Origin of the sequence: Stenotrophomonas sp. FSL W7-1447 (assembly GCF_037966425.1) — a bacterium.
In the GTDB taxonomy this organism is placed as follows: Bacteria; Pseudomonadota; Gammaproteobacteria; order Xanthomonadales; family Xanthomonadaceae; genus Stenotrophomonas; species Stenotrophomonas pavanii.
In genome coordinates, this window is record NZ_CP150199.1 from 1,174,834 (window position 1) to 1,196,690 (window position 21,857).

The window sequence follows — 21,857 nt, forward strand, 5'->3', positions numbered from 1 at the left end:
GCGCGATGCCGGGGCCTGCCCGGCATCGCCGCCCACGTCGTTACTGCGGCAGCACTTCCAGCGTGGCGACGTAGCTCAAGCGGCGCTTGGCGGCCTGCTTCACCGACGTCTTGTTGTCCTCGGTACCGGTTTCCAGCCAGTACATGCCGGCTTCCGGCCAGGTCACCTTGATCTCGCCCTTGGCATCGCTGGTGACCTTCAGCTCGTCCTGCGCGTTGCGGTAGCGGGTGGCGCCACGCACGATCTCGAATTCCAGGCCGGCGGTCGGCTTGCCGTCGACCAGCACGCGGAAGGTCGCTTCCTCGCCGGCGAACAGGTCGTTCGGGTGGCCGACGGCCACCAGCTCGATGCCGCGGTTGGTCGGCTTTAGGGCGGTATCGTTCGGCGCACCGTTGGTGACGAACGTCTCCACGCGGCCGACCGACTGGCTCAGTTCCAGCTTCTTCGCGTCCTTGGGCAGTTCGCCAAGGGTGGCGACGCTGCCGCGCCAGCGCTTGCGCTCGCCGTTCTGCTCGTAGGTGGCGAACAGGCCGTCATTGACCGACGCGATGCGGTAGGTACCCGGTTGCTTCAGTTCGATGTCGAACACGCTGCGGTACTTGCCGGTGGCCGCGTTCTGCGGCTGCACGGTGCTGCCGTCCGGCGCGGTGATCACCAGCGACTCCAGGCGCAGCGGCACGTGGTTGAAATAGAACAGGTCGTTGGAGACCGCACCGTCGACGGTGATCCACGGCGCGTTGCCGGCGATCACGGTCTGCGAGGGCAGCAGCCAGGCCTTGTGGGCCAGGGCGGAGAAGGGAAGGGCAGCGGCCAGGGCGGCGGCGAGGACGAGCGTGCGCTTCATGCGGAAGACTCCAGTGGATGCGGATGGGTGGGGTCAGAGCCCTTTCCGCGGGAAAGGGATCCGACCCCGGGGTCGGATCCCTTCCGCAGGAAGGGCTCTGACCCGGATGAGCGGTCAGGGTTTGACGGCGAGGGTGACCTGTCCCAGCTCGGTGGCGCCCTGCGCCTTGCCGTTCTGCGCGGTGGTCGCCGGCCAGGTGAAGGGGATCTTCAGCAGTTCACGGCCGCCGACTTCGCGCACCGCTTCGACCACCAGGGTGTAGTTGCCCGGGGCCAGCTGCTTCAGGGCCGGCTGCCTGTCGTTGAACGACAGCGCGTGCTTGCCGGCCGGGCGGGTCGGGCCGGTCACGCCATCCACCGGAACCTGCAGGGTGCGGCCGCTCTTGCGCCACCACTGGCGCAGGTCGGGAAGCCACTTGGTGCCGTGGCCTTCGCTGTTGCTGGTCTGCTGGTACCAGACCGACAGGTTGGCCGCGACCTTCTGGTCGGCGCCTTCCAGCCACACCGCCACGTACGGGCGGTGGTACTCGGCCACGTTGAGCTTGGGCACTTCGACATTGATGTCGAGGGTGGCGGCATAGGCCGGCGAGGTGGCCAGCAGGCCGCTGAGGGCGATGGTCAGGGTGACGCGCATGGGGCGGCTCCGGGAACGGGGGAAAGTCAGTGGATCAGCAGCAGGGCGATCAACAGCGGGATCATCAGGCCCAGGCCGACCAGCGGCCAGGTCATGCGCCGCTGCCGCGCATGCAGGTGCAGCAGGAACAGCCCGGTGATGCAGAACACCAGGCAGGCCACGGCAAACAGGTCCAGGAACCAGCCCCAGGCCGGGCCCGCGTTGCGGCCCTTGTGCAGGTCGTTGAGGTAGGACACCACGCCGCGCGAGGTCGATTCGTACTCCACCGCGCCGGTCTGGCGATCGATGCTCAACCAGGCGTCGCCACCGGGGCGCGGCAGCGACAGGTAGATCTCTTCGGCCGACCACTCGGCCGGGCGTCCGCCGATGGCGATGCCGAGCTGCGCGTCCAACCATTGGCGGGCCGGGCGCGGAATCGGCGCGTTGCCGTCCTCGCGCGTGCCGAGCTGGCCCAGCAGCGCGGCCGGCAGCGCCAGGTGCTGGTTCTGCACCTGGGGCCTGGCTTCGATCTTCGCCGCATGGTTGAGGGTCAGGCCGGTCACCGCGAACAGCAGCATGCCGATCAGGCACACCGCCGAACTGATCCAGTGCCACTGGTGCAGCGTCCGCAGCCAGAAGCCACGGTTCTGTTGCTGCTGCACGGTGGAAGTAGCAGGACGGCTCACGGCACGGTTCGGGGCGGACGGGGACTGCCCATTACATCATTGATGAGAATAGCTCGCAATTGCGTGTCGTTCTGTATCCCTGGAGCAGGTATGGGGGGGGCGGCCAGCGGCCGGCACCACCGATCGGTAGATCCACGCCATGCGTGGATGAAGCGGTGCCGACCAGGGTCGGCACCCACCGGGGCAGGGCGCGGCGATCAGAACGTCGCGTTCAACGAAATCCAGTAGCTGCGGCGCTGGTCCTTGGTCGCGTAGTCGTCCACGCAGTTGAACTCGCTCTGGCTGATCAGCAGGCACGACTGCGAGACGAAGTCCTTGTCGAACAGGTTGTTGACCCGCGCGTTCACCGTCAGCCAGGGCGTGGCCTTCCAGCTGCCACCGAGGTGGAAGATCGTGTAGTCCTCGTAGTAGCGGGTGTGGCGGGCGCCGTTGGCGTCCAGCAGTGTGTCGCGGTAGCGGTCGTAGCGGCCTTCGCCGGTCAGCGACAGGCTGATCGCTTCGTTGAGCTGCCAGTTGAGGCTGGCATTGGCCATGTGCCTGGCCGGCATGGTGCCGCTGATCGGCAGGCCCTTCTGCGCGCCGCTGGTCTGCTCGCTCAGGGTCCAGGTGTAGTTGCCGCGCAGCTGCAGGTTGTCGAGCAGGTCGACATGCGCGGCCAGTTCGGCGCCACGGGTCTCGGCCTTGTCGATGTTCACGCTCTGGGTGAAGGTGCTGTAGCCCAGGGCCGCCCAGCCCGGGCCGATGTCCACGCAGTAGCCGCTGCCGGCGCGGGCCACTTCGCAGTTCGGGAAGGTGCCGCCGCTGGCGATCTTGTCCTCGAACGTGTTGAAGAAGCCGGTGACATTGAAGCCCCAGCGCTGGCCCTCGTAATAGGCCGCCAGCTCGTAGTTGGTGCTGGTTTCGGGCTTCAGGTTCGGCGAACCGACCAGCGGCAGCACGCCCTGGCCACCGAAGCCGGTGATGCCCGGGAACAGCTGGTCCGGTCGCGGGGTCTTGTAGCCGGTGCTGACGCCACCCTTGAAGGTCCACGCATCGCTGGCGTTCCACACCAGGTAGCCACGCGGACTGACGTGGCTGCCGAACACGTTGTGGTCGTCGTAGCGCAGGCCGAAGGTGGCGGTGAGGGTGTCGGTCAGCGCCCAGTTGTCCTCGGCGAACAGCGCCCACATGCGATGCGTCTGCTTGACGTTGCTGCGGTAGCCGGCGCCGTCCATGCCGAACACACCGTCGACCATGTCGGTGTCGTTGTATTGGCCACCCACGGTCAGCGTGTGCGTGCCGAAGTCCAGGTCGAGCATGGTGTCGAGCACGTAGCCTTCCAGCTCCATGGTGCGCAGCGGACGCGGCAGGAATGCCTGCAGGCTTGCCATCTCGCTCGGGTTGAGGGCGGCCAGTGCATTGCCACGGCCGGCTGCACAGTTGCTGGCGGCGCCGGTGCGGCGGCAGACGTCATTCCACAGCGCCTGCAGGTTGGCGCGCTCGTCCAGGGTCAGCGGCAGCGAGCGGCCCAGGTTGCTGCTCCTGCTGTGGGTCAGCGAGGTCTGCCAGGTGCCGAAGCTGTAGCGGCCCTGGTGGGTCAGCGACAACTGGTCGCGCTCGTAGCGCTGGTAGGCGGTGTAGCCCACGCGCGGCTGCACTACGCGGCGGGTGAGCGTGCCGTTGCCGTTCGGGTTGGGAATGACCGCGTTGCCGACGCGCCACAGGCTGGCCAGGCTGTCGAGGGTGCCGGTCTGGCCTTCGCTGTTGTCGAACTTCTGCCGCGACACGTCGTAGTCCAGCCACAGTTCGTGGTCGTCGTTGATGCGGACGTCCAGGCGTACGCCGCTGTTCCAGTTGGTGTTGGCGACCGACTTGCCGCCACCGCCGAAGCCGATGCTGCGCTCCCACAGGGTGCCATCCGGCAGCGGCAGCGCATCCCATTCGGGGTTGGATGCCTTGGCATCGTAGTAGCTGCCGCGTACCCCCAGGCTCAGGCGATCCTTCAGCAGCGGGCCGCTGAGGTAGAGGTCGGTGGTGCGTGCGTCGCCGAACTGGTCGTCCTGCTGCACGGTGAAGCCCTGGGTCAGCGCGCCGTGCCAGCTGTCCTGGTTGCGGCGGGTGATGATGTTGATGACGCCGCCCATCGCGTCCGAACCGTACAGCGTGGACATCGGCCCGCGCACGACTTCGATGCGTTCGATCGCATCCAGTGGCGGCAGGTAGGCGAACTGGCCGCCACCGAAGTTGTTCGGGTAGATCTGGCCGACGTTGCTCTGGCGGCGGCCGTCGATCAGCACCAGGGTGTACTCGGACGGCAGCCCGCGCATCGACACGGTGGCGCGGCCGTTCTTGTCGGTGGCCTCCAGGCCGACATCGATGCCTTCGACGTCGCGCAACGCATCGACCAGGCTGGTGTACGGGCGCCTGCTCAGTTCCTCGCGGCTGACCACGCTGATGCTGGCCGGGGCATCGATCACCTTCTGCTCGAAGCCGGCGGCGGTGACCACCACCTTGTCCAGCGTCTGCGGGGCGCCGGAAGCGTCACCGTGGGCGAAAGCGGGGCTGGCGAAAGCCGCCAGCACGGCGCTGGTCAGCAGGGTGCGGGACAGGGACGAACGGACACGATGGCGCTGGGCCATGGCAGTTACCTCGAAGGATGCAGGGTGGCGCGATGCCGCGCGCGAACGGCGTGGCAGGCACGGAAGGCCCGGTCAGGGGCGGCAGGGATGAAGCAGGCAGCGGCGCGCGGGCACGACCGCGCAGGCGGTCACGTCGGGCCGTGGATCAGGCGAGCGGCGGCGCCTGGCCGCGTTGCTGGCGGCGCCCGGGCGCAGCGGCCCAAGGCGTGTCCGGAGCGGCCAGCGGCCAGTCCGGGCGCACGCCGGGCATGGCCGGCGTGGCGGGTACGAGTTCAAGCTCGGTGCGCAGCCATTGGCTGGCCAGCAGCAACGGCGTGCGTGCCTTCTCGGCTGATTTCACCGGAGCGGCAGCACATCGGCGCAGCTTGGCCGGTGCTTCTTCCAGCAAGGTGCCTTGGCCGCCGCGCTCTTCCAGCGGCATCTGCACGGCCATTCCGGCTTGGGCCTGTGGCAGCAGCGGCAGCGCGCCCAGCAGCAACGCCAGCATCGCCACCCATGCCAGCAGGCTGGCCAGCGCAGGACGCTGGCCGCGCATGGCGGTACCCATCGTGCGCTGGATCAGTGGGCGAGGGCGAAGCGGGCGCAGCAAGCGAAGATCCCCAGGGGCCTGCCGGCAGGGGCCGGCATCAACGGGGCGTGATTGTAATGAGAGCCGTTAGCTGTTGCAAATGAGAATGATTGCCAAAGTGTCGCAGGCCGGCACGGCCAGGCTCAGACTTCGCTCCAGCGCCGCAGCAGGTTGTGGTACACGCCGGTCAGCTGCAGGATCGCCTCAGCGTCGGCGCCGGTCTGGCGCAGGCGCTCGATCGCGCCATCCATTTCCCACAGCAGGCGACGCTGCACATCGTCGCGGATCATGCTCTGCACCCAGAAGAACGACGCCACGCGTGCGCCACGGGTGACCGGCCGCACCTGATGCAGGCTGCTGGACGGATAGACGATCAGGTCGCCGGCCGGCAGCTTCACTTCGTGCTCGCCGTAGGTGTCGCTGATGACCAGCTCGCCGCCTTCGTATTCGTCCGGCGCCGACAGGAACAGGGTGCAGGAGATATCCGAACGCAGCTGTTCGCCGTTGGCCAGGTTCATCACCGCGCCATCGACATGGAAGCCGTAGGTGCCGCCGCCGCTGTAGCGGTTGAAGCGCGGGGGCAGGTACTTCAGTGGCAGCGCGGCGCTGAAGAACAGCGGGTGCCGGGCCAGCGCGACGAGGATGATCTCGCCCAGTTCGCGGCGCAGCGGCGACGCCTCGGGCAGCTGCTGGTTGTGCTTGGCCTGCGCGCCCAGGTGGCCGACGGTTTCGCGGCCATCGGTCCAGTCGGCGGCATCGAGGTGGCGGCGGAAGTCGGCCACCTGGTCGGCGCTGAGGATGTCGGGGATGTGCAGCAGCATGCGGGACTCCTCAGAGCGACGGTGGCGCAACCAGGGCGCGCACCTGTGGATGCGGCGAGGCGGCCAGTTCGGGCACGATGTGCGCCATGAACGCCGGGCTGCCGTGGGCCAGTGCAAGCCGTAGCCAGTGCACGGCCTGCTCGACCTGGCCGGCCTGCAGCAGGATCGAGGCGTAGTTGGCCTGGCCGCGGAAATCACCGGCTTCGGCCGCGCGCTGGTACCAGGCCAGCGCTGCCTGCGGATCGGGCGCGGTGTCCAGCCCGTCCTCAAGGTGGCGGGCCAGCAGGTTCATCGATTTGGCATGGCCCAGGTGCGCGGCACGGGTGTACAGGGCCAGTGCCTGCGCGCGGTCCTGGGTGACGCCGCGGCCGGTGGCCAGCAGGTTGGCCAGGTTGTACAGGCCCCAGTCCAGCCCGGTGTCGGCTGCGCGCCGGTACCACACCGCCGCCAGTGCCGGATCCGGCGCGGTGCCCTGGCCCAGTTCATGGCAGCGGCCAAGCATGTTCATCGCCATCGGTGCGCCGTTGTTGGCGGCGGTTTCGTACCAGAGCAGCGCAGCCGAAGCATCCTGCGCGGTGCCTTTGCCTTCCATGTGCATCTGCGCAAGCAGCAGTTGTGCCTCGACCTGTCCGGCCTGCGCGGCGTCGCGGACGCGTGCGAACGCGGCCTGCGGATCGTGCTGCAGCAGCTCGGCCAGGGCGCTGCTGTCGATGGGGGTACGGTTCGCCATGGGGTGAGTATCGCCGGAAACAAAAACGGCGGCAGGAGAACCTGCCGCCGTGGTGGAACGAAGCTACATCAGAACTTCACGTTCAGTGCCAGGGTGGCCGAGCGACCCGGGGCGATGCTCGCGTAGTGCGAGGCATAAGCCTTGGTGAAGTAGGTCTTGTCGGTCAGGTTCTGCACGTTGAGCTGCAGGCTGATGTTGTCCTGGATCGCGTAGCTGGCCATCGCGTCGAAGCGGGTGTAGCTGGCGATCCACTTGGTGTTGGCAACATCACCGTACTGCTTGTCGGAGTAGAACGCACCGGCGCCGACGGTCAGGCCGATCGGGAAGCGGTAGGTGGTCCACAGGTTGGCGCTGTGCTTGGCGGTGTTCGGGAACACGTTGCCGTTGTACGGCGAGGGCACGTAGACGTTGGACGGGCAGGTACGACCGACCGGTGCGCCACAGACGAAGCCGTTGTCCTTCAGTTCCGAGTCCAGGTAGGTGTAGCCGCCGTACAGGCTCCAGGCCTCGGTCAGCTGGCCGGTGAAGCCGAGCTCGAAGCCGTTGATTTCCTTCTTGCCGGCATTCTGGCTGGTGCCGTTGTCGACGGTCACGCGCGCGTTGTTCATCACGGTGTGGAAGATCGCCGCGGTGAGGTTCAGGCGCTGGTCGAACAGGTCCCACTTGGTGCCCAGTTCGAGGTTCTTCGTATCCTGCGGCTTGAGGTCGGCCACGGCGGCGCTCAGGCCGTCCGAACCATCGCCCCCGTCCATGCCCGGCGGCGTCGAGGAGGTGCCCCACGACAGGTAGATGCTGCCGTTGGCAGCCGGCTTGAACACCACGCCGGCCTGGTAGTTCAGGAAGTCGTTGCTGTTGCGCACGCGGGTCGGCGCCTTGCCGGCCACCGGAGTGGTCAGGGTGGTGCGGAAGTCGTCGTAGCGCAGGCCGAGGTTGATCATCCACTGCTCATTGAGCTCGATGGTGTCGAACACGTAGGCCGAGGTGGTCTTGGTGCGCTGCTCGACGTCCAGTGCCTTGTCGCTGCGATACACCGAATGGGTGGCCGCCCACGGATCGCGCGGGTTCGGGTTGGCGAAATCGGTGCAGTTGTAGCCGGTGGCCGCGCCGGTGGTCGGGCACTTGCTGTTGCCGGTGAGCGGGTTGCTGGTGCCCGGGGTCATCAGGTAGCTGCCGCGGGTCATCTTCTCGTCGCTGTACTCCACGCCGGCGCTGTAGCTGTGCTTGAGCACGCCGGTCTGGAAGGCGCCGGTCAGGCCCAGCTGGTCGGCGAAGCTCTTGACGTCGACGGCACGGCTGTTGGTACGGCGCCACAAGGTGCCGTAGTTGTTCGGGTTGCCCTGGCTGTCGTCCGGCTGGGTCCACAGGTAGTCGTTGCTGGTGTTGCCCAGGCGCGCGATGTTGCGCAGCTTGTGGCCGCCGAAGTCGTAGCTGGCATCCAGGGTGCTGATGTCGGCGCGGGTGCGCTGGAAATCACGGTCGACCAGGCCGTAGTAGTTGTTGCGGTCCGGCACCATCGGGCGGCCGTCGACCCACTTCGACGCCGGCGCACCGCTCGGGTTGCCGTACGGGAAGCCACCGGCGTCCGGCAGGTCGTCGCTCTGCATGTGGTAGTGGCTGGCGATCAGCTGCGCCGGGCCGTTCAGGCCGAACGCGATCGACGGCGCGATGCCCCAGCGGCTGACGTTGGCGGCGTCGCGGCCGGCGATGTCCGATTCGTGCTTCATCAGGTTCAGGCGCGCGGCGATGCCATCGCCCAGCACGTAGTTGGCGTCCACGGTGCCACGCGCGTAGCTGTCGGTACCGATGCCCATGCTGGCGCTGGTCTCGTTCTTCAGCTTCGGCGTCTTGCTTACCAGGTTGAGGCTGCCACCGCCGGAATCGCGGCCGCCGTAGGCCGAGCTCGGGCCCTTGACCACTTCCACCTGCTCCAGGTCGAAGATTTCGCGGGTCTGCGAACCGACGTCGCGCAGGCCGTCGACGAAGACGTTGCTCTGCGAATCGAAGCCACGGATGAAGGGGCGATCACCGGTGGGGTTGCCGCCTTCTCCGGCGCCGAAGGTGATGCCCGGCACCATGCGCAGCGCATCCTGCAGGTTGGTCGCACCGGTTTCGGCGATCAGCTTCTCCGACACGATCGATACCGACTTCGGGGTGTCCAGCAGTTCGGCGGTGAACTTCGGCGAGGACGGATTGAACCAGCTGCCGCGCACCTGCACCTTGTCCAGCTCGGTGGCGTTGCGGGAGCCGGCGTCGGCGCTGTCGGCAGCCTGCGCAGCCAGCGGCGCGAAGCCCGCAGCCAGGGTAGCGGTGGCGAGCAGGGAAACGCGCGGGGCGTGCTTGCGGGACGTGATGTAGGTCATGGCGATGGGTCGTGGCGTGGATCGGGAAAGGGCGAGGGGCGAAGCGCAGGCAGCGCGTCGACACATGGAAGGCTTCTTCTGCAGGACCGGGCCGATGCCCGGCTGGCAGGAAACGCAATCAGGCGCACGGCAACGGCCGCAGGGCGCCTCAGCTGGCGTGCGGTGCGGGCGGCGCGTGGCCGGGGTTCAACCGCAGTGCGGGATCGTGCCGCTGCCAGCGCAGGGCGTCGGAGCACCACAGCGGAATGTGCGCGACCAGGACGGCACGCGGGGGAGCCAGTGCGGTGCAGGGCGCGGCGCCCTCGCCATCCAGCGGCGGCTCCGGTGCCGGGGCGGCATGGTGCGGGCATTCGTCCACCGGCGGGGCCGGCAACGGCATGGCTTGCTGCAGCCCGTCAGCGTGCGCCTGCCAGCCGTGGGCCGCAGGCCCGTTGCCGCGCCCTTCGTGCAGCGCCGACCAGCCCAGCAGCAGCGTCAGCAGCGCGGCCACGAGCAGCGGCCACCCTTGGCGGGCGAGCTGGCACAGCGTGGCGGTGGGCGCGGGCGAAGCCATGGCGCAGGGGCGGCGTCGTTACGAAGGTGTTACGTAGAATAACATCAACGATAATGATTCGCATATGCGCAATTGGATGAGCGGTCTGGAGGCCCGGAGAGGGTCGTGAAGGCCCCTCAGTGCGCTCCGCTGGCTCCACCCCCTTGGGTGACATCCACCGGCGGCCAGGAGGGCACTTCAATCGCGGTCGTCGCGGGTCCAGACGGCGTCGTGTTCGCGCTTCACCGGGAACTTGGGCACCGGCGTATAGGCCGGTGCGCACAGGGCGCGGCCATCGCGCACGTCGAAGCGCGCGCCGTGCAGCACGCATTCCACGCTGCCTTCGGTGGTGTTGAACTCGCCTGAAGACAGCTCGAACTCTTCATGCGTGCACTGGTCTTCCAGGGCGTACAGCTCACCGTCCAGGTTGAACACCACGATCGGCGCGCCGGTCACTTCGTCGAACACACTCTTCATTTCGCCCGGCAGCAGCTCGTTGCCGGCGCAGACGAAGGTCCAGGTATCGCTCACGCGGCGGCTCCGGCCAGCGGCTTTTCCAGGATCTCGAAGCGCAGGTCGTCGCGCTTGGGGATGCCGAAGCGTTCGTCGCCATACGGGAATGGCTTCTTGATGCCGGTGCGCTGGTAGCCACGACGCTCGTAGAAGGCGATCAGCTCATCTCGCACGTCGATCACCGTCATCTGCATCACCGGTACCTTCCATTCGCGTGCGGCGTGCGCTTCGGCGGCGTCCATCAGCTGCTTGCCGACGCCGCCGCCCTGCTGCGCCGGATCGACCGAGAACATGCCGAAGTAGCCCTTGCCGTCGACGTCGGCGACGTGTGCGCAGGCCACCAGCTGGTCCCCGCGCTCAGCCAGCAGAATGGTCGAGCGCGGGCGGTCCAGGTCGGCCTGGATGCCTTCGGCGTCGATGCGGGCGCCATCCAGCAGGTCGGCTTCGGTAGTCCAGCCGACGCGGCTGGCGTCGCCACGGTAGGCCGAGGTGACGAGGGCGATCAGGGCGGGGATGTCGGCCGGCGTGGCGGCGCGGAAGGTCAGGGTGGTCATGGGGACATTCTATGTGGGGCGGGGAAGGGCGCGGGAGGCTGCTGGTTGACGTGACTTTGCCGAGTGTGGTCAATACGTAGACTTGACGCCATCTTCATTATTCGTTCATACCTGTGACCAGCACCCGCCCACCGTGAAGCAACGCGTGGCTGTCTGCCGGCGCGGGTGCCGCCTGGTCGAAGGCCAACTGCCGTTCGGCGCAGGTGGGGCACACAGGGACGTCGATCCAGGGAGGATCTGCATGCAGTCTGGCCTCATTTCTCATCCGCGCGCCGCAATGGCGGCCAAGCGTCTGCTTCTGGGTGTCGTTGGCCTGTGCGTGCTGGCACCGGTCGCCGTTTCAGCCCAGATCGTTCCCACCTGGCGGCAGGAGTACGACAAGCGGCTGAAGTACGGGGACCTTGTCGAACCGCTGAAGGGCGAGATCTTCGGCGAGCAGGTCAATCTCTATGACGGCTCGATCAGTTTCAAGGCTACGGATATTTCTATTGGTTTGAGTGCCCGTTTCAATGATCACGGCGGAGGGTCTCTGTCGGTTTCTGCTGGGGGTGGCTTTGGTGGACAGGCAATAGTCAAGCCTCCCGCAATGGGGGGATGGGAGAAAGAGCTATGAGCTGGTTGTTCTTGCTTTCAATTCTGGGAATCATCATCTTCTATCCAGCATATTTCTACCTTCTTCACGAGTTTAAGGTGAGGCTGGAGCGTGATCATCCGGAGTTGAGCAGGCGCAAACGTCCGGGAGTTTCTTGGGCATTTGAAGGCGCCCATCAACGGCTCCGCGCAGTGAAAAGAGGGCGCCTTGATGGAGTGATCTTGAGTAAGAGTGTTTGTGACTCGCATCGGCTGGCGAGCCTATTTCTGTACTTGGGGATGACTTCCTTCATGGTGCTTCTCATGCTGGGGCTTTACGACTCGGTATGGGGTGGCGGCAAGCGTTGATGCATGGTCGACATGTTTCGCGGTTGCCGTTGAGGCTGCTATCAGCGTATTCGCAGCTGACGCCGCCTTGGCAGATGTCATTCTTGATCGTCGTGCGGCATGGCAGAGCAGGTAGTCGCTGAAAACAAGAAAGCCACGGTTTCCCGTGGTGTTCTCGCACGTCCTTGACTCCGGCGAATCCTCATCCCAGCAACTTGCGCACCGTGGTCAATGCGGTCATGAATCGCTCGATCTCGGCGTGCCAAGTCGAGCAGGGTGGCTAGGTCATGTGCAAGTGCGCCTTCGTTCAGGAACGAGACTACGGCAGCCTTCTCCAGCGCTTCGCCGATGCGATGCTGAGTAACGATACGACCTCTCGACATCGACTTAGCAATTTCAAGGGGTTCTTCAGGATCCAAGGGCGGCTCGACGCAAGGCGTCTTGAAAAGCAACCCTCGGGGAAGTGACAGGGTTCGGTTTCGATGAAGATCATAATTTTTCTATTTGCTGCGTTATCGATGCCGCTTCTTGCCTCCTGTGTGCAGGAGCGCGGTTGTCTTCTTCGGGTAGCCAATCAGGACCACGACAGCTCCTCATCTCAGAAGATTCATGCTGATATGGATGAGGTAATACATTCGCGCCCCGTGGATAGGGCGCGGGGAGTGAATGCAGAGTTGGTGGTGCGCAATAAAAAACGCCGCAGTTTCCTGCGGCGTTCTCATACTTCCCCGATTCTCGCGAATCCTCAGCCCAGCAGCTTCCGCACCTTGGTCAGCGCCGTCATGAACCGCTCGATCTCGGCGTGCGTGTTGTAGAACGCCAGCGAGGCACGGCAGGTGGCCGCCACACCAAAGTACTGCAGCAGCGGGTGTGCGCAGTGCTGGCCGGAGCGCACCGCCACGCCTTCCAGGTCAAGCAGGGTCGCCAGGTCGTGCGCATGCGCGCCATCGATCAGGAACGAGACCACGGCGGCCTTCTCCGGCGCTTCGCCGATGATGCGCAGACCGTCGACGCGGCGCAGCTCTTCGGTGAAGTGCGCCAGCAGTTCGGCTTCGCGGGCTTCCACGTTCTCCTGACCAAGCTGCTGCAGGTAGTCGGCAGCCACACCCAGGCCGATGAAGCCGGCGATGTTCGGGGTGCCGGCTTCGAATTTGTGCGGGGCATCGTTGAACACGGTGCCGTCGAAGCTGACTTCCTTGATCATTTCGCCGCCACCGAGGAACGGCGGCATCGCATCCAGATGCTCGCGGCGCGCCCACAAGGCGCCGGTGCCGGTCGGGCCGCACATCTTGTGGCCGGTGATCGCGTAGAAGTCGCAGCCGATCGCGGCGACGTCGACCTTGCGGTGCGGCACGGCCTGCGAGCCATCGACCACGGTGATGATGCCGCGCTTGCGCGCTTCGCGGCAGATCTCGCGCACCGGGTTGACCGTGCCCAGCACGTTGGAGACATGGGTGACCGCCAGCAGCTTGACCTCCGGGGTCATCGCCGCGCGCAGCGCATCCAGGTCCAGTGCGCCGTCAGGCGTGATCTCGGCCACGCGGATGGTGGCACCGGTACGCTGCGCGACCAGCTGCCACGGCACGATGTTGGCGTGGTGCTCCATGCGCGACACCAGGATCACGTCACCGGTCTTCAGCCGCGGCAGCGCCCACGAGTACGCCACCAGGTTGATGGCGAAGGTGGTGCCGCTGCACAGCACCAGCTCGCTGGGGCGCACGTTGAGGAAGCGCGCCAGCGTGTTGCGCGCGCCTTCGTAGGCGTCGGTGGCCTCGCTGCCCAGCGCATGCACCGCGCGGCTGACGTTGGCGTTGTAGCGGCGGTAGAACTCGTCCACCGCGCCGATCACCTGCACCGGCTTCTGGCCGGTGTTGGCATTGTCGAAATAGACCAGCGGCTTGCCGTGCACTTCCCGCATCAGCAGCGGGAAGTCGAGGCGGACGCGGTCCCAGTCGGGGGCGCCAGTGCGTTCTTCGATCGGGCGCGGGGTGGACAGGTTCACGCCACACCTGCCTCGGCCAGGGCCTTGTCCAGGCGGCGTGCCAGCTGCTCGCGCAGCGCGTCCGGCAGGATCTTCAGCGGTTCGTGGCAGAACGCGGCGCTCAGCAGGGCCTGCGCCTGTGCCTGCGGCAGGCCGCGCGAGCGCAGGTAGAACAGCGCGTTGGCATCGAGCTGGCCGACGGTCGCGCCGTGCGCGGCCTTCACTTCATCGGCGTCGATCACCAGCGTCGGCTGGGTGTCGATCTCGGCATCGGCCGACAGCAGCAGGTTCTTGTTGGACAGGTTCGCGTCGGTGCCGTCGGCGCCTTCGCGGATCTGGATGCCACCATGGAACACCACGCGGCTGCGGTTGGCGGCGACGCCGCGCCACAGCAGTTCGCAGGCGGTATCGCGCGCGATGTGGTCGATGCCCAGGCGGGTTTCGACATGGCGGCGGCCGTTGCCGAGCAGCACGCCATTGGCGGTCAGCTGGGCGTTGTCGCCTTCCAGGCGGACGTTCAGTTCATGGCGGCTGAGCGCGGCGCCCAGTTCCAGGTCAACGCGGTGGTACTGCGCGTCGCGGGCCAGCACCGCGTCGGTGCGCAGGAAGCTGGTCTGGCGCGCGCTGCCGGCCTGCACGCGGGCGTGCTTGAGCACGGCATCGCGGGCGACGTGGGCATGCAGCACGGTGTTGTCCAGGTGGGTGGAATCACCGACGCTGAAGCGGTGCTCGACCACGCCCAGGCTGGCGCCGGCGCGCAGTTCGATCAGGTGGCGGTGATGCCAGGCCAGGTCGGTGTCGCCGGCGACGCTGGCAAACACCAGCTGCAGCGGCGTCTCGACCTGCACGCCTTCATCCACGCGCAGCACGACGCCTTCATCGGCCAGTGCGGCGTTGAGCCGGGCGAAGATCTCTTCGCTGCGCTCGTAGCGGCGGCCAAGGAAACGCACGGCATCTTCGCCGGAGGCCAGTGCGGCCGACAGCGGCTGCAGCTGCGCGCCGTCCGGCAGCGCCTGCACGTCGCTCAGCGCGGCGTCCAGGCGGCCGTTGACGAACACCAGGCGCGGTGCCGGGATGTCGTCCAGCAGCGCGGCGTCCAGCGCCGGTGCCTGCAGCGGTGCCGCAGCGAACGCGCGGCGCTCCAGCTGGCGCAGCGAGGTGTACTTCCAGGCTTCGTTGCGGGCGGCGGGAAGACCGTCGCGCAGGGCCGCATCCAGCACTTCGTGGCGCGCATCACTGCCGCAGAAGGCCTGGGCCATCGAGTCAAGCAGGGCGCTCATCAGACCGCCGCCTCGGGCACGACCCGGTCCTTCAGGAAATCATAGCCGTGCGCTTCCAGTTCCAGCGCCAGTTCCGGGCCACCGGTCTTGACGATGCGGCCATCGGCCAGCACGTGCACCACGTCCGGCTTGATGTAGTCCAGCAGACGCTGGTAGTGGGTGATGACCAGGAACGAACGGTCGGTGCCGCGCAGTGCGTTGACGCCGTCGGCCACGCTCTTCAGCGCGTCGATGTCCAGGCCCGAGTCGGTCTCGTCCAGGATCGCCAGCTTCGGTTCCAGCACGGCCAGCTGGAAGATCTCGTTGCGCTTCTTCTCGCCGCCGGAGAAACCTTCGTTCACGCCGCGGTGCAGCAGTTCGTCCTTCAGGTGCAGCACGGCCAGCTTCTGCCGCACCAGCTTGAGGAACTGCATGGAATCGAGTTCTTCCTCGCCGCGCGCCTTGCGCTGGGCGTTCAGTGCCGCGCGCAGGAAGTAGGTGTTGTTCACGCCCGGGATTTCCACCGGGTACTGGAACGCCAGGAACAGGCCGGCAGCGGCGCGCGCTTCCGGGTCCAGCTCCAGCAGGTCGACGCCGTCGAACTGCACGCGGCCTTCGGTCACTTCGTAGCCATCGCGGCCGGCCAGGACATTGCCCAGGGTGGACTTGCCGGCGCCGTTCGGGCCCATGATGGCGTGCACCTGGCCGGGCTTCACGTCCAGCGACAGGCCCTTGAGGATTTCCTTGCCGCCGATGCGGGCGTGGAGGTTTTCGATCTTCAGCATGGTGGGGATTTCCGTGGGGCGGGCCAGGGCCCGCCGGTAAAGAGAATGCGTTTGCGAGGGGCAGGGGCGGGCGCTCAGCCCACCGAACCTTCCAGCGAGACTTCCAGCAGCTTCTTGGCTTCCACCGCGAACTCCATCGGCAGTTCGCGGAACACCTGCTTGCAGAAGCCGTCGACGATCATCGACACCGCGTCTTCCTGGCTGATGCCACGGGCGCGGCAGTAGAACAGCTGGTCGTCGGAGATCTTGGAGGTGGTGGCCTCGTGCTCGACGGTGGCGCCCGGGTTCTTCACCTCGATATAGGGGAAGGTGTGCGCGCCGCACTGCTTGCCGATCAGCAGCGAGTCGCACTGGGTGTAGTTGCGCGCGCCGTCGGCGTTGCGGTCCACCCGCACCAGGCCGCGGTAGGTGTTCTGGCCGCGGCCGGCGCTGATGCCCTTGCTGACGATCTTGCTCTTGGTGCGCTTGCCGACGTGGATCATCTTGGTGCCGGTGTCGGCCTGCTGGCGGTGGTGAGTCAGTGCCACCGAGTGGAACTCACCGACCGAGTCGTCGCCCAGCAGCACGCAGGACGGGTACTTCCAGGTGATCGCCGAACCGGTTTCGACCTGGGTCCAGGTGACCTTGCTGCGCGCGCCACGGCATTCGGCACGCTTGGTGACGAAGTTGTAGATGCCGCCGACGCCGTTCTCGTCGCCCGGGTACCAGTTCTGCACAGTGGAGTACTTGATCTCGGCGTCTTCCAGTGCCACCAGCTCGACCACTGCGGCGTGCAGCTGGTTCTCGTCGCGCATTGGCGCGGTGCAGCCTTCCAGGTAGGACACGTAGGCCTTGTCCTCGCACACGATCAGGGTGCGCTCGAACTGGCCGGTGTGGCCGGCGTTGATGCGGAAGTAGGTGCTCAGCTCCATCGGGCAGCGCACGCCCTTGGGAATGAACACGAAGCTGCCATCGGAGAACACCGCCGAATTGAGCGCGGCGAAGTAGTTGTCACCGACCGGCACCACGGTGCCCAGGTACTGGCGCACCAGCTCCGGGTGTTCCTTGATCGCCTCGGACATCGAGCAGAAGATCACGCCCTTCTCGGCCAGTTCCTTGCGGAAGGTGGTGCCGACGGACACCGAGTCGAACACCGCATCCACCGCCACGCCGGCCAGCTTGGCGCGTTCGTGCAGCGGCACGCCCAGCTTGTCGTAGGTGTCGAGCAGTTCCTTCGGCACGTCGTCCAGCGAGGCGTACTTCGGGCCCTTCGGCGCGGAGTAGTAGCTCAGCGCCTGCAGGTCGATCGGCGCGATCTCCAGCTTGGCCCAGTCCGGCATCGGCAGGGTCAGGAAGTGGCGGTAGGCGTCCAGGCGCCACTGTGTCATCCACTCCGGCTCCTCCTTCTTGGCCGACAGGGCACGGATGGTGTCCTCGTCCAGGCCCGGGGGCAGGGAGTCCGATTCGATCTCGGTGATGAAGCCTGCCGAATACTTGCGGCCGAGCTGTTCGTGGATCTCGCGGTTGGGCGTGTCGTCGTGGGCGACGTTTTCGATGGTTTCGGTGGCCATGGGGGCTGCCTGTGGATCAGGAGACGACATCGACAGCGATGGTGCGGCGCTGTTCGTCATCGGCAAGGGGAAGAGGGGGCAGGATCTGGGCGAGGGTGACATCGCGCAGGGCCTCGGAGACCACGTCGTTGATCAGCCGCCAGCTGCTGCGCGCGCCGCACTTGGGCGCCATGCCGCACTGGTGGTGGTCGTGGCTGCATTCGGTCAGGGCCAGCGGCCCTTCCATTGCTTCGACCACCTCGAACAGCGAGATCTCGATGGCCGGGCGGGTCAGCCGGTAGCCACCACGGACGCCGCGCAGGCCTTCGACCAGGCCGGCCTGGGCCAGCGGCTTGAGGACCTTGCTGACGGTGGGCGGCTCCAGGCCGGTGAATTCGGCCAGCTCGGTGGCGCTGAGCACCTCGCCCGGACGGGCGGCGAGCACGGTCAGCACGACGGTGGCGTAATCGGTGAGCTTGGTGACGCGCAACATGGGGATGCGAGTGGTTCTTAAAGCGGACTGAAATTGTACGCTTTTATTCGCCACCATCCAACCCGGGCATTCAGCCGGCGCTGGGGCCGGGCCGGGAGGACACGCCGGGGCCGTTGCCGGGCCGCAATCCTGCGCCAACGGGGTGATTTTCGCAAATCACCCGGAATGGGCGAGAATCAAGGTTCCATCCGCTGCAAACAGCCCGTGCCGATGCCGAAGAAGATCCAAGCCCGCAAGTCCGCCATCCATGGCAACGGCGTGTTCGCCGTGGCCCCGATCAAGCAGGGCGAGCGCGTGATCCAGTACAAGGGCCTGCTGCGCAGCCACGGCGACGTTGATGCCGATGACAGCGGCGACGTCGAAAGCGGCCATACCTTCCTGTTCACCCTCAACGATGACTGGGTGATCGATGCCAACTACAAGGGCAACGATGCGCGCTGGATCAACCATAGCTGCGACCCGAACTGCGAGGCCGTGATCGAGGAAGACGAGGACGGCGACAGCCGCGGCGACAAGGTGTTCATCGAGGCGCTGCGCGACATCACGCCCGGCGAGGAACTGACCTACAACTACGGCATCACCCTGGCCGAGCGCCACACCGCCAAGCTGAAGAAGATCTGGGAGTGCCGCTGCGGCTCGCCCAAGTGCACCGGCACCATGCTGCAGCCCAAGCGCTGACCCTTCCGGCGGTGCCGACCGCTGGCCGGCACGGATGCTCTCCACCTGCCGTGCACGGCAGGGTCACCGCCGTGCAAGGGAGGTTCGTCCACGCTGTGCGCTCCCCAACTGGAGCGCACCCATGGCAGAACGATTGAAGGGCAAGCAGATCGCCATCCTGGCCACCCACGGCTTCGAGCAGTCCGAGCTGACCGAGCCCAAGCGGCTGCTGGAAGCGGAGGGCGCGCGGGTCAGCGTGGTGTCGCCGGCGAAGGAAGCGACCATCAAGGGCTGGAAAGAGAAGAACTGGGGCGACGCTGTCGCGGTCGACATTCCGCTGGATGAGGCGGATCCGGCGCGCTTCGATGCCCTGGTGCTGCCCGGGGGCGTCATCAATCCGGACACGCTGCGTACCGATGATGCCGTGCTCGGTTTCATCCGCTCGGTGGATGAAGCCGGCAAGCCTGTGGCGGCGATCTGCCATGGCCCGTGGTTGCTGATCAACAGCGGCCTGGCCGATGGCCGCGAGCTGACCTCCTGGCCGTCCCTGCAGCAGGATCTGGCGAACGCAGGTGCGAAATGGCGCGATGCCGAGGTGGTGGTCGACGGCAACGTCATCACCAGCCGCAAGCCGGACGACATTCCGGCCTTCAGCGAGGCGGTGGTGAAAGCGCTTGCGGCCTGACGCGCTACCGGTAGTGCCGGCCGCTGGCCGGCAGATGCAGTCACTGCACTGCCGGCCAGCGGCCGGCACTACCTCATTGACCCGGTACGACCTTACTTGCCCAGTACGCCTGACGGCACCAGGTTGCCCAGGTTCTGGTTGAACGTGACCACCAGCTTGCCGTTCTTCACCTGGGCCGACTGCACCTGCAGCGCGCCGAGCAGGCCGGCCACGGCCGGGTCCAGCTTGTAGATCGGCTCACGCTGGGCGTAGTCGCTCAGCCAAGCGTTGAGCAGGCTGCGGGTGCGCGAGTCGAGGCGGCCGCCCTGGTTGGCCGGGGTGAAATCATCCACGCTCGGTTGCTGCAGGTGGAAGCCCTGGGTCTGCGCGTCATAGCGCAGGCCGCTGCTGAGTTTGACCGTGCCCAGTTTGGCCGGACTGCCGCCGGCAGTGGCCAGCGCCACATCCATGCCCAGGTTCAACCGTTCGCCGGCCGGCAGGCTCAGCTGTGGGTGGCTCATGGTCAACGCGATCAGGCCGCCGAGGGCGTCCTGGGTGCGCGGGAAGCTGCCGTCCAGGTACTGCTGCACATCGCTGGCGCCGACCGACAGTTCGCGGCCGGAGATGGAAGGGGCGGCCTGTGCGCCGATCGCCGCAGCGATCAGCACGGTGGAGGCCGCGAGGCGGGTCATCAGGGAACGCAGGCGCATGGCAGTGACCGGTGAGCAGGATGGAGTGGATCAAAGAGTAGCCGCGCAGGCTGAATCGCGCGTGCATGCTGCTGCAACGGTTCAGTCCAGCGTTGGGCGCAGTTGTGCCGAGTGGATCTGCCAGGCACTGCCATCGCGGCTGGGCTGCACGCGGTACCAGCCGCTGAAGCGGAAGGTGCCGTTGGCGGTGACCGCGCGGACCTGCACCGGCACCTCGAGCAGCTGCGGTGGCTGCCGATCATCGCGCGCGATCGGGGGATCGCTGTGCAGGCGCAGGGTGCGCAGGTCCTGCAGCTGCCGCAGCGCGGCGTCGTCGGCGCGCCGTGGATCGCCGGGCGGAATCGTCCAGGCGGCGTCACTGGCGGCGCGGTCGCGGTTGAGCAGTGCGGCGACGTAGCGGTTGAGCATCGTCGAAGGCGGCTCTGCGCCGTCGTCGACGGCAGCCAGCAGCGGGATTTCGCTTGCCTGCAGCGCCGGCGCCTGCGGGCCAAGCGCCGGGTCGGTGGCCGCAGTGGCCGCAACGTCCTCGGACGCGTGGGCGCGTTCGCCGGTTAGCTCGGCGGCCGGGCGCGAGCAGCCCGGCAGCACCCAAGGGGCGATCAGTAATGGGATGATCTGGAACAGGGCCCTGCGCATGCCTGCCTCCTCCCCGAGGCAACCGTGGCGCGGCAGTGTACCGATTGGGCGGGGATCAGCGCGAGGAGGGCAGCTGCTCCAGCGCGTCCAGCGCCGGCAGCACTTGGGCGGCGATGGCCGCCAATGCGTGGCCGTCGGTCCCGGCGTGGCGCTGCACGATGTCGCGCAGCAGCTGGGTGGCGATCACCAGCGTCGCGCGCTCGTCGCCGCTGATGCCGGCGGTACGCGGGGCCGCTTCCAGCAGGCGCATCAGGTCGCGGCTGGCGCGATGTTCCAGTTCGATGGTGCAGCGCCCGGTGCACTGCAGCCCGTCCTTTTCGATCGGGGTCACCGAGATCCGGTAGCGGGTGGAGGGGCTGGCCATGAGGATGTGCTCGCCGTAGCTGTGGAGGATGTGCCCACCATAGGCAAGGCCACGGCCGGCGGCGACGGCCACCGCTGCACGCAGTGTTCCACCCGGTACGTTCCAGCGCCTGCCGGGGCGGCGCCCGGCCAATGACGACGGGCTTGAACGGGGATCGCCCAGCGTGCGGCAACGCTGTGTTGCGGATTGCTCCGGGGCGACGTCCCGCGCATGGCGCGGATTCCCCGCAGGGCGCGCGCAAAAAAAAACGGGACGGCCAGAGCCGTCCCGTCGGAATCCGCGTAGGGCGCGCGCTTAGAGCGCGGCGTCCTTCAGCTTCTTCAGCGGACGCACCTTCAGCTTGGTGGTGGCCGGCTTGGCGGCGAACCACTGCTCTTCCTTGGTGAACGGGTTGATGCCCTTGCGCTTCGGCTTGGCCGGCACATTGACGGTGGTGATCTTCAGCAGGCCCGGCAGGGTGAAGGAGCCTGCGCCCTTCTTGTGCACGGAGGAGGCGACGGCGCTTTCCAGCGAGGCCAGCACAGCGCGGACGTCCTTGGCGACGACGCCGGAGGCTTCAGCGATGTGTGCAACCAGGCCGGACTTGGTCAGCACTTCCTTGATCGGCTTCGGAGCGGCCGGCTTGGCGGCTGCCTTCGTCGCGACTTTCTTCACTGCCTTCTTCGGGGCAGCCTTCTTAGCGGTCTTTGCCATGGTTTCCTGTTCCGTGAACGGTTGGTTGTTTGGTCGGCGCCGAACCCCGTCGGCAAGCGCAATGTAGGGCAACTCCGGGGCGCCGCCAATAGCCCGAAGCGCGGAAAGTGCATGTTTTTTCATATCCAGGCCGATTCAGTACATGGCCGGCGGTGGGGATGGGGGCGTAGTGGCGCGCGCGGTGAGCGGCCCCTGTCCATCGAGCGGATGCGCGAAACCACTGAAAACAAGGGAAAAATGCGCTCCGGGCTGGCGAGGAAGTGTCCACGTGCGGGTGCGGGGACGACGTCCGGCCTGCGGCGGAGCGACGCAGGGCTAACGCGTGGCATG

24 protein-coding genes and 1 pseudogene are annotated in these 21,857 nt (G+C 66.9%); 4 read left to right on the forward strand and 21 right to left on the reverse strand.

The genetic code is table 11. From position 1 onward, the window contains the following. Positions 1–40 precede the first annotated feature (40 nt). From NSQ78_RS05520 to NSQ78_RS05570, 11 genes are all read right to left on the reverse strand, one after another. Positions 41–844, reverse strand: a complete 804-nt coding sequence (locus NSQ78_RS05520) for a DUF4198 domain-containing protein (RefSeq protein ID WP_049467443.1) — start codon at positions 842–844, stop codon at positions 41–43. A 114-nt stretch (positions 845–958) separates the two neighbouring features. Beyond that, positions 959–1,477: a DUF2271 domain-containing protein gene (locus tag NSQ78_RS05525; RefSeq protein ID WP_049467441.1), complete on the reverse strand. Its 519-nt coding sequence runs from the start codon at positions 1,475–1,477 to the stop codon at positions 959–961. Positions 1,478–1,503: 26 nt separating this feature from the next. Then, on the reverse strand, positions 1,504–2,142 hold the full coding sequence (locus NSQ78_RS05530; protein WP_064237798.1) for a PepSY-associated TM helix domain-containing protein: 639 nt from the start codon (positions 2,140–2,142) through the stop codon (positions 1,504–1,506). A 197-nt stretch (positions 2,143–2,339) separates the two neighbouring features. Then, positions 2,340–4,760, reverse strand: coding sequence for a TonB-dependent receptor (locus NSQ78_RS05535; RefSeq protein WP_064237799.1), 2,421 nt, complete (start codon positions 4,758–4,760; stop codon positions 2,340–2,342). Positions 4,761–4,905: 145 nt separating this feature from the next. Then, positions 4,906–5,307 carry a hypothetical protein gene (locus tag NSQ78_RS05540; protein WP_064237800.1) on the reverse strand — a complete coding sequence of 134 codons (402 nt, stop codon included), beginning with the start codon at positions 5,305–5,307 and terminating at the stop codon, positions 4,906–4,908. Between the two features lie 164 nt (positions 5,308–5,471). Beyond that, on the reverse strand, positions 5,472–6,149 hold the full coding sequence (locus tag NSQ78_RS05545) for a Fe2+-dependent dioxygenase (protein WP_064237801.1): 678 nt from the start codon (positions 6,147–6,149) through the stop codon (positions 5,472–5,474). A gap of 10 nt (positions 6,150–6,159) precedes the next feature. Next, a complete protein-coding gene (locus NSQ78_RS05550; protein ID WP_064237802.1) occupies positions 6,160–6,879 on the reverse strand; it encodes a tetratricopeptide repeat protein in 720 nt (239 codons plus the stop codon). 68 nt (positions 6,880–6,947) lie between these two features. Then, positions 6,948–9,239, reverse strand: a complete 2,292-nt coding sequence (locus tag NSQ78_RS05555) for a TonB-dependent receptor (RefSeq protein WP_064237803.1) — start codon at positions 9,237–9,239, stop codon at positions 6,948–6,950. 148 nt (positions 9,240–9,387) lie between these two features. After that, positions 9,388–9,792 carry a hypothetical protein gene (locus NSQ78_RS05560; protein ID WP_064237804.1) on the reverse strand — a complete coding sequence of 135 codons (405 nt, stop codon included), beginning with the start codon at positions 9,790–9,792 and terminating at the stop codon, positions 9,388–9,390. A gap of 177 nt (positions 9,793–9,969) precedes the next feature. Continuing rightward, positions 9,970–10,302: a non-heme iron oxygenase ferredoxin subunit gene (locus NSQ78_RS05565; protein ID WP_049467425.1), complete on the reverse strand. Its 333-nt coding sequence runs from the start codon at positions 10,300–10,302 to the stop codon at positions 9,970–9,972. Next, positions 10,299–10,838, reverse strand: a complete 540-nt coding sequence (locus NSQ78_RS05570; protein WP_049467423.1) for a GNAT family N-acetyltransferase — start codon at positions 10,836–10,838, stop codon at positions 10,299–10,301. The genes NSQ78_RS05565 and NSQ78_RS05570 overlap by 4 nt, the downstream gene beginning before the upstream one ends. A 241-nt stretch (positions 10,839–11,079) precedes the next feature. On the opposite strand from NSQ78_RS05570, the gene NSQ78_RS05575 reads away from it, so the two are divergent. Both NSQ78_RS05575 and NSQ78_RS05580 read left to right on the forward strand, forming a co-directional pair. Beyond that, entirely contained in the window at positions 11,080–11,451 is a 372-nt protein-coding gene (locus NSQ78_RS05575) for a hypothetical protein (RefSeq protein WP_223224812.1), read from the forward strand. After that, positions 11,448–11,777 carry a hypothetical protein gene (locus tag NSQ78_RS05580; RefSeq protein WP_064237806.1) on the forward strand — a complete coding sequence of 110 codons (330 nt, stop codon included), beginning with the start codon at positions 11,448–11,450 and terminating at the stop codon, positions 11,775–11,777. Before NSQ78_RS05575 ends, NSQ78_RS05580 begins: the two co-directional genes overlap by 4 nt. A gap of 181 nt (positions 11,778–11,958) precedes the next feature. Here NSQ78_RS05580 and NSQ78_RS05585 read toward each other — a convergent pair. The 6 genes and pseudogenes from NSQ78_RS05585 to NSQ78_RS05610 form a co-directional block, all read right to left on the reverse strand. Next, positions 11,959–12,109, reverse strand: a pseudogene (locus NSQ78_RS05585) (cysteine desulfurase CsdA); the annotation flags it as partial. Between the two features lie 392 nt (positions 12,110–12,501). Next, complete coding sequence (locus tag NSQ78_RS05590; protein WP_064237807.1) at positions 12,502–13,758, reverse strand: cysteine desulfurase; 1,257 nt, start codon at positions 13,756–13,758, stop codon at positions 12,502–12,504. Next, on the reverse strand, positions 13,755–15,017 hold the full coding sequence (gene sufD, locus NSQ78_RS05595; RefSeq protein WP_064237808.1) for a Fe-S cluster assembly protein SufD: 1,263 nt from the start codon (positions 15,015–15,017) through the stop codon (positions 13,755–13,757). Before sufD ends, NSQ78_RS05590 begins: the two co-directional genes overlap by 4 nt. Further along, positions 15,017–15,781 (reverse strand): Fe-S cluster assembly ATPase SufC, encoded by a 765-nt coding sequence (gene sufC, locus NSQ78_RS05600; protein ID WP_064237809.1) that lies wholly within the window; start codon positions 15,779–15,781, stop codon positions 15,017–15,019. Before sufC ends, sufD begins: the two co-directional genes overlap by 1 nt. A 74-nt stretch (positions 15,782–15,855) precedes the next feature. Further along, positions 15,856–17,331, reverse strand: coding sequence for a Fe-S cluster assembly protein SufB (sufB, locus tag NSQ78_RS05605; RefSeq protein ID WP_057494207.1), 1,476 nt, complete (start codon positions 17,329–17,331; stop codon positions 15,856–15,858). Between the two features lie 16 nt (positions 17,332–17,347). After that, the gene (locus NSQ78_RS05610) at positions 17,348–17,803 is read right to left on the reverse strand and encodes an SUF system Fe-S cluster assembly regulator (protein WP_005408436.1); all 456 of its coding nucleotides are present in this window, start codon (positions 17,801–17,803) and stop codon (positions 17,348–17,350) included. A 210-nt stretch (positions 17,804–18,013) separates the two neighbouring features. Between NSQ78_RS05610 and NSQ78_RS05615 the strand changes: the two genes are divergently transcribed. Continuing rightward, the gene (locus tag NSQ78_RS05615; protein WP_049467412.1) at positions 18,014–18,481 is read left to right on the forward strand and encodes an SET domain-containing protein-lysine N-methyltransferase; all 468 of its coding nucleotides are present in this window, start codon (positions 18,014–18,016) and stop codon (positions 18,479–18,481) included. 121 nt (positions 18,482–18,602) lie between these two features. Then, entirely contained in the window at positions 18,603–19,145 is a 543-nt protein-coding gene (locus NSQ78_RS05620; RefSeq protein ID WP_049467411.1) for a type 1 glutamine amidotransferase domain-containing protein, read from the forward strand. Positions 19,146–19,237: 92 nt separating this feature from the next. Here the strand turns inward: NSQ78_RS05620 and NSQ78_RS05625 are convergent, their stop codons facing one another. The 4 genes from NSQ78_RS05625 to NSQ78_RS05640 all read right to left on the reverse strand — a co-directional run bounded on the left by NSQ78_RS05625 (position 19,238) and on the right by NSQ78_RS05640 (position 21,527). Beyond that, positions 19,238–19,834: a DUF1439 domain-containing protein gene (locus NSQ78_RS05625; RefSeq protein ID WP_049467409.1), complete on the reverse strand. Its 597-nt coding sequence runs from the start codon at positions 19,832–19,834 to the stop codon at positions 19,238–19,240. 81 nt (positions 19,835–19,915) lie between these two features. Then, complete coding sequence (locus NSQ78_RS05630; protein WP_064237810.1) at positions 19,916–20,470, reverse strand: hypothetical protein; 555 nt, start codon at positions 20,468–20,470, stop codon at positions 19,916–19,918. A gap of 55 nt (positions 20,471–20,525) precedes the next feature. After that, positions 20,526–20,834 carry a DUF3861 family protein gene (locus NSQ78_RS05635; RefSeq protein WP_053462642.1) on the reverse strand — a complete coding sequence of 103 codons (309 nt, stop codon included), beginning with the start codon at positions 20,832–20,834 and terminating at the stop codon, positions 20,526–20,528. A gap of 294 nt (positions 20,835–21,128) precedes the next feature. After that, positions 21,129–21,527 (reverse strand): HU family DNA-binding protein, encoded by a 399-nt coding sequence (locus NSQ78_RS05640; RefSeq protein ID WP_005408442.1) that lies wholly within the window; start codon positions 21,525–21,527, stop codon positions 21,129–21,131. Positions 21,528–21,857 lie beyond the last annotated feature (330 nt).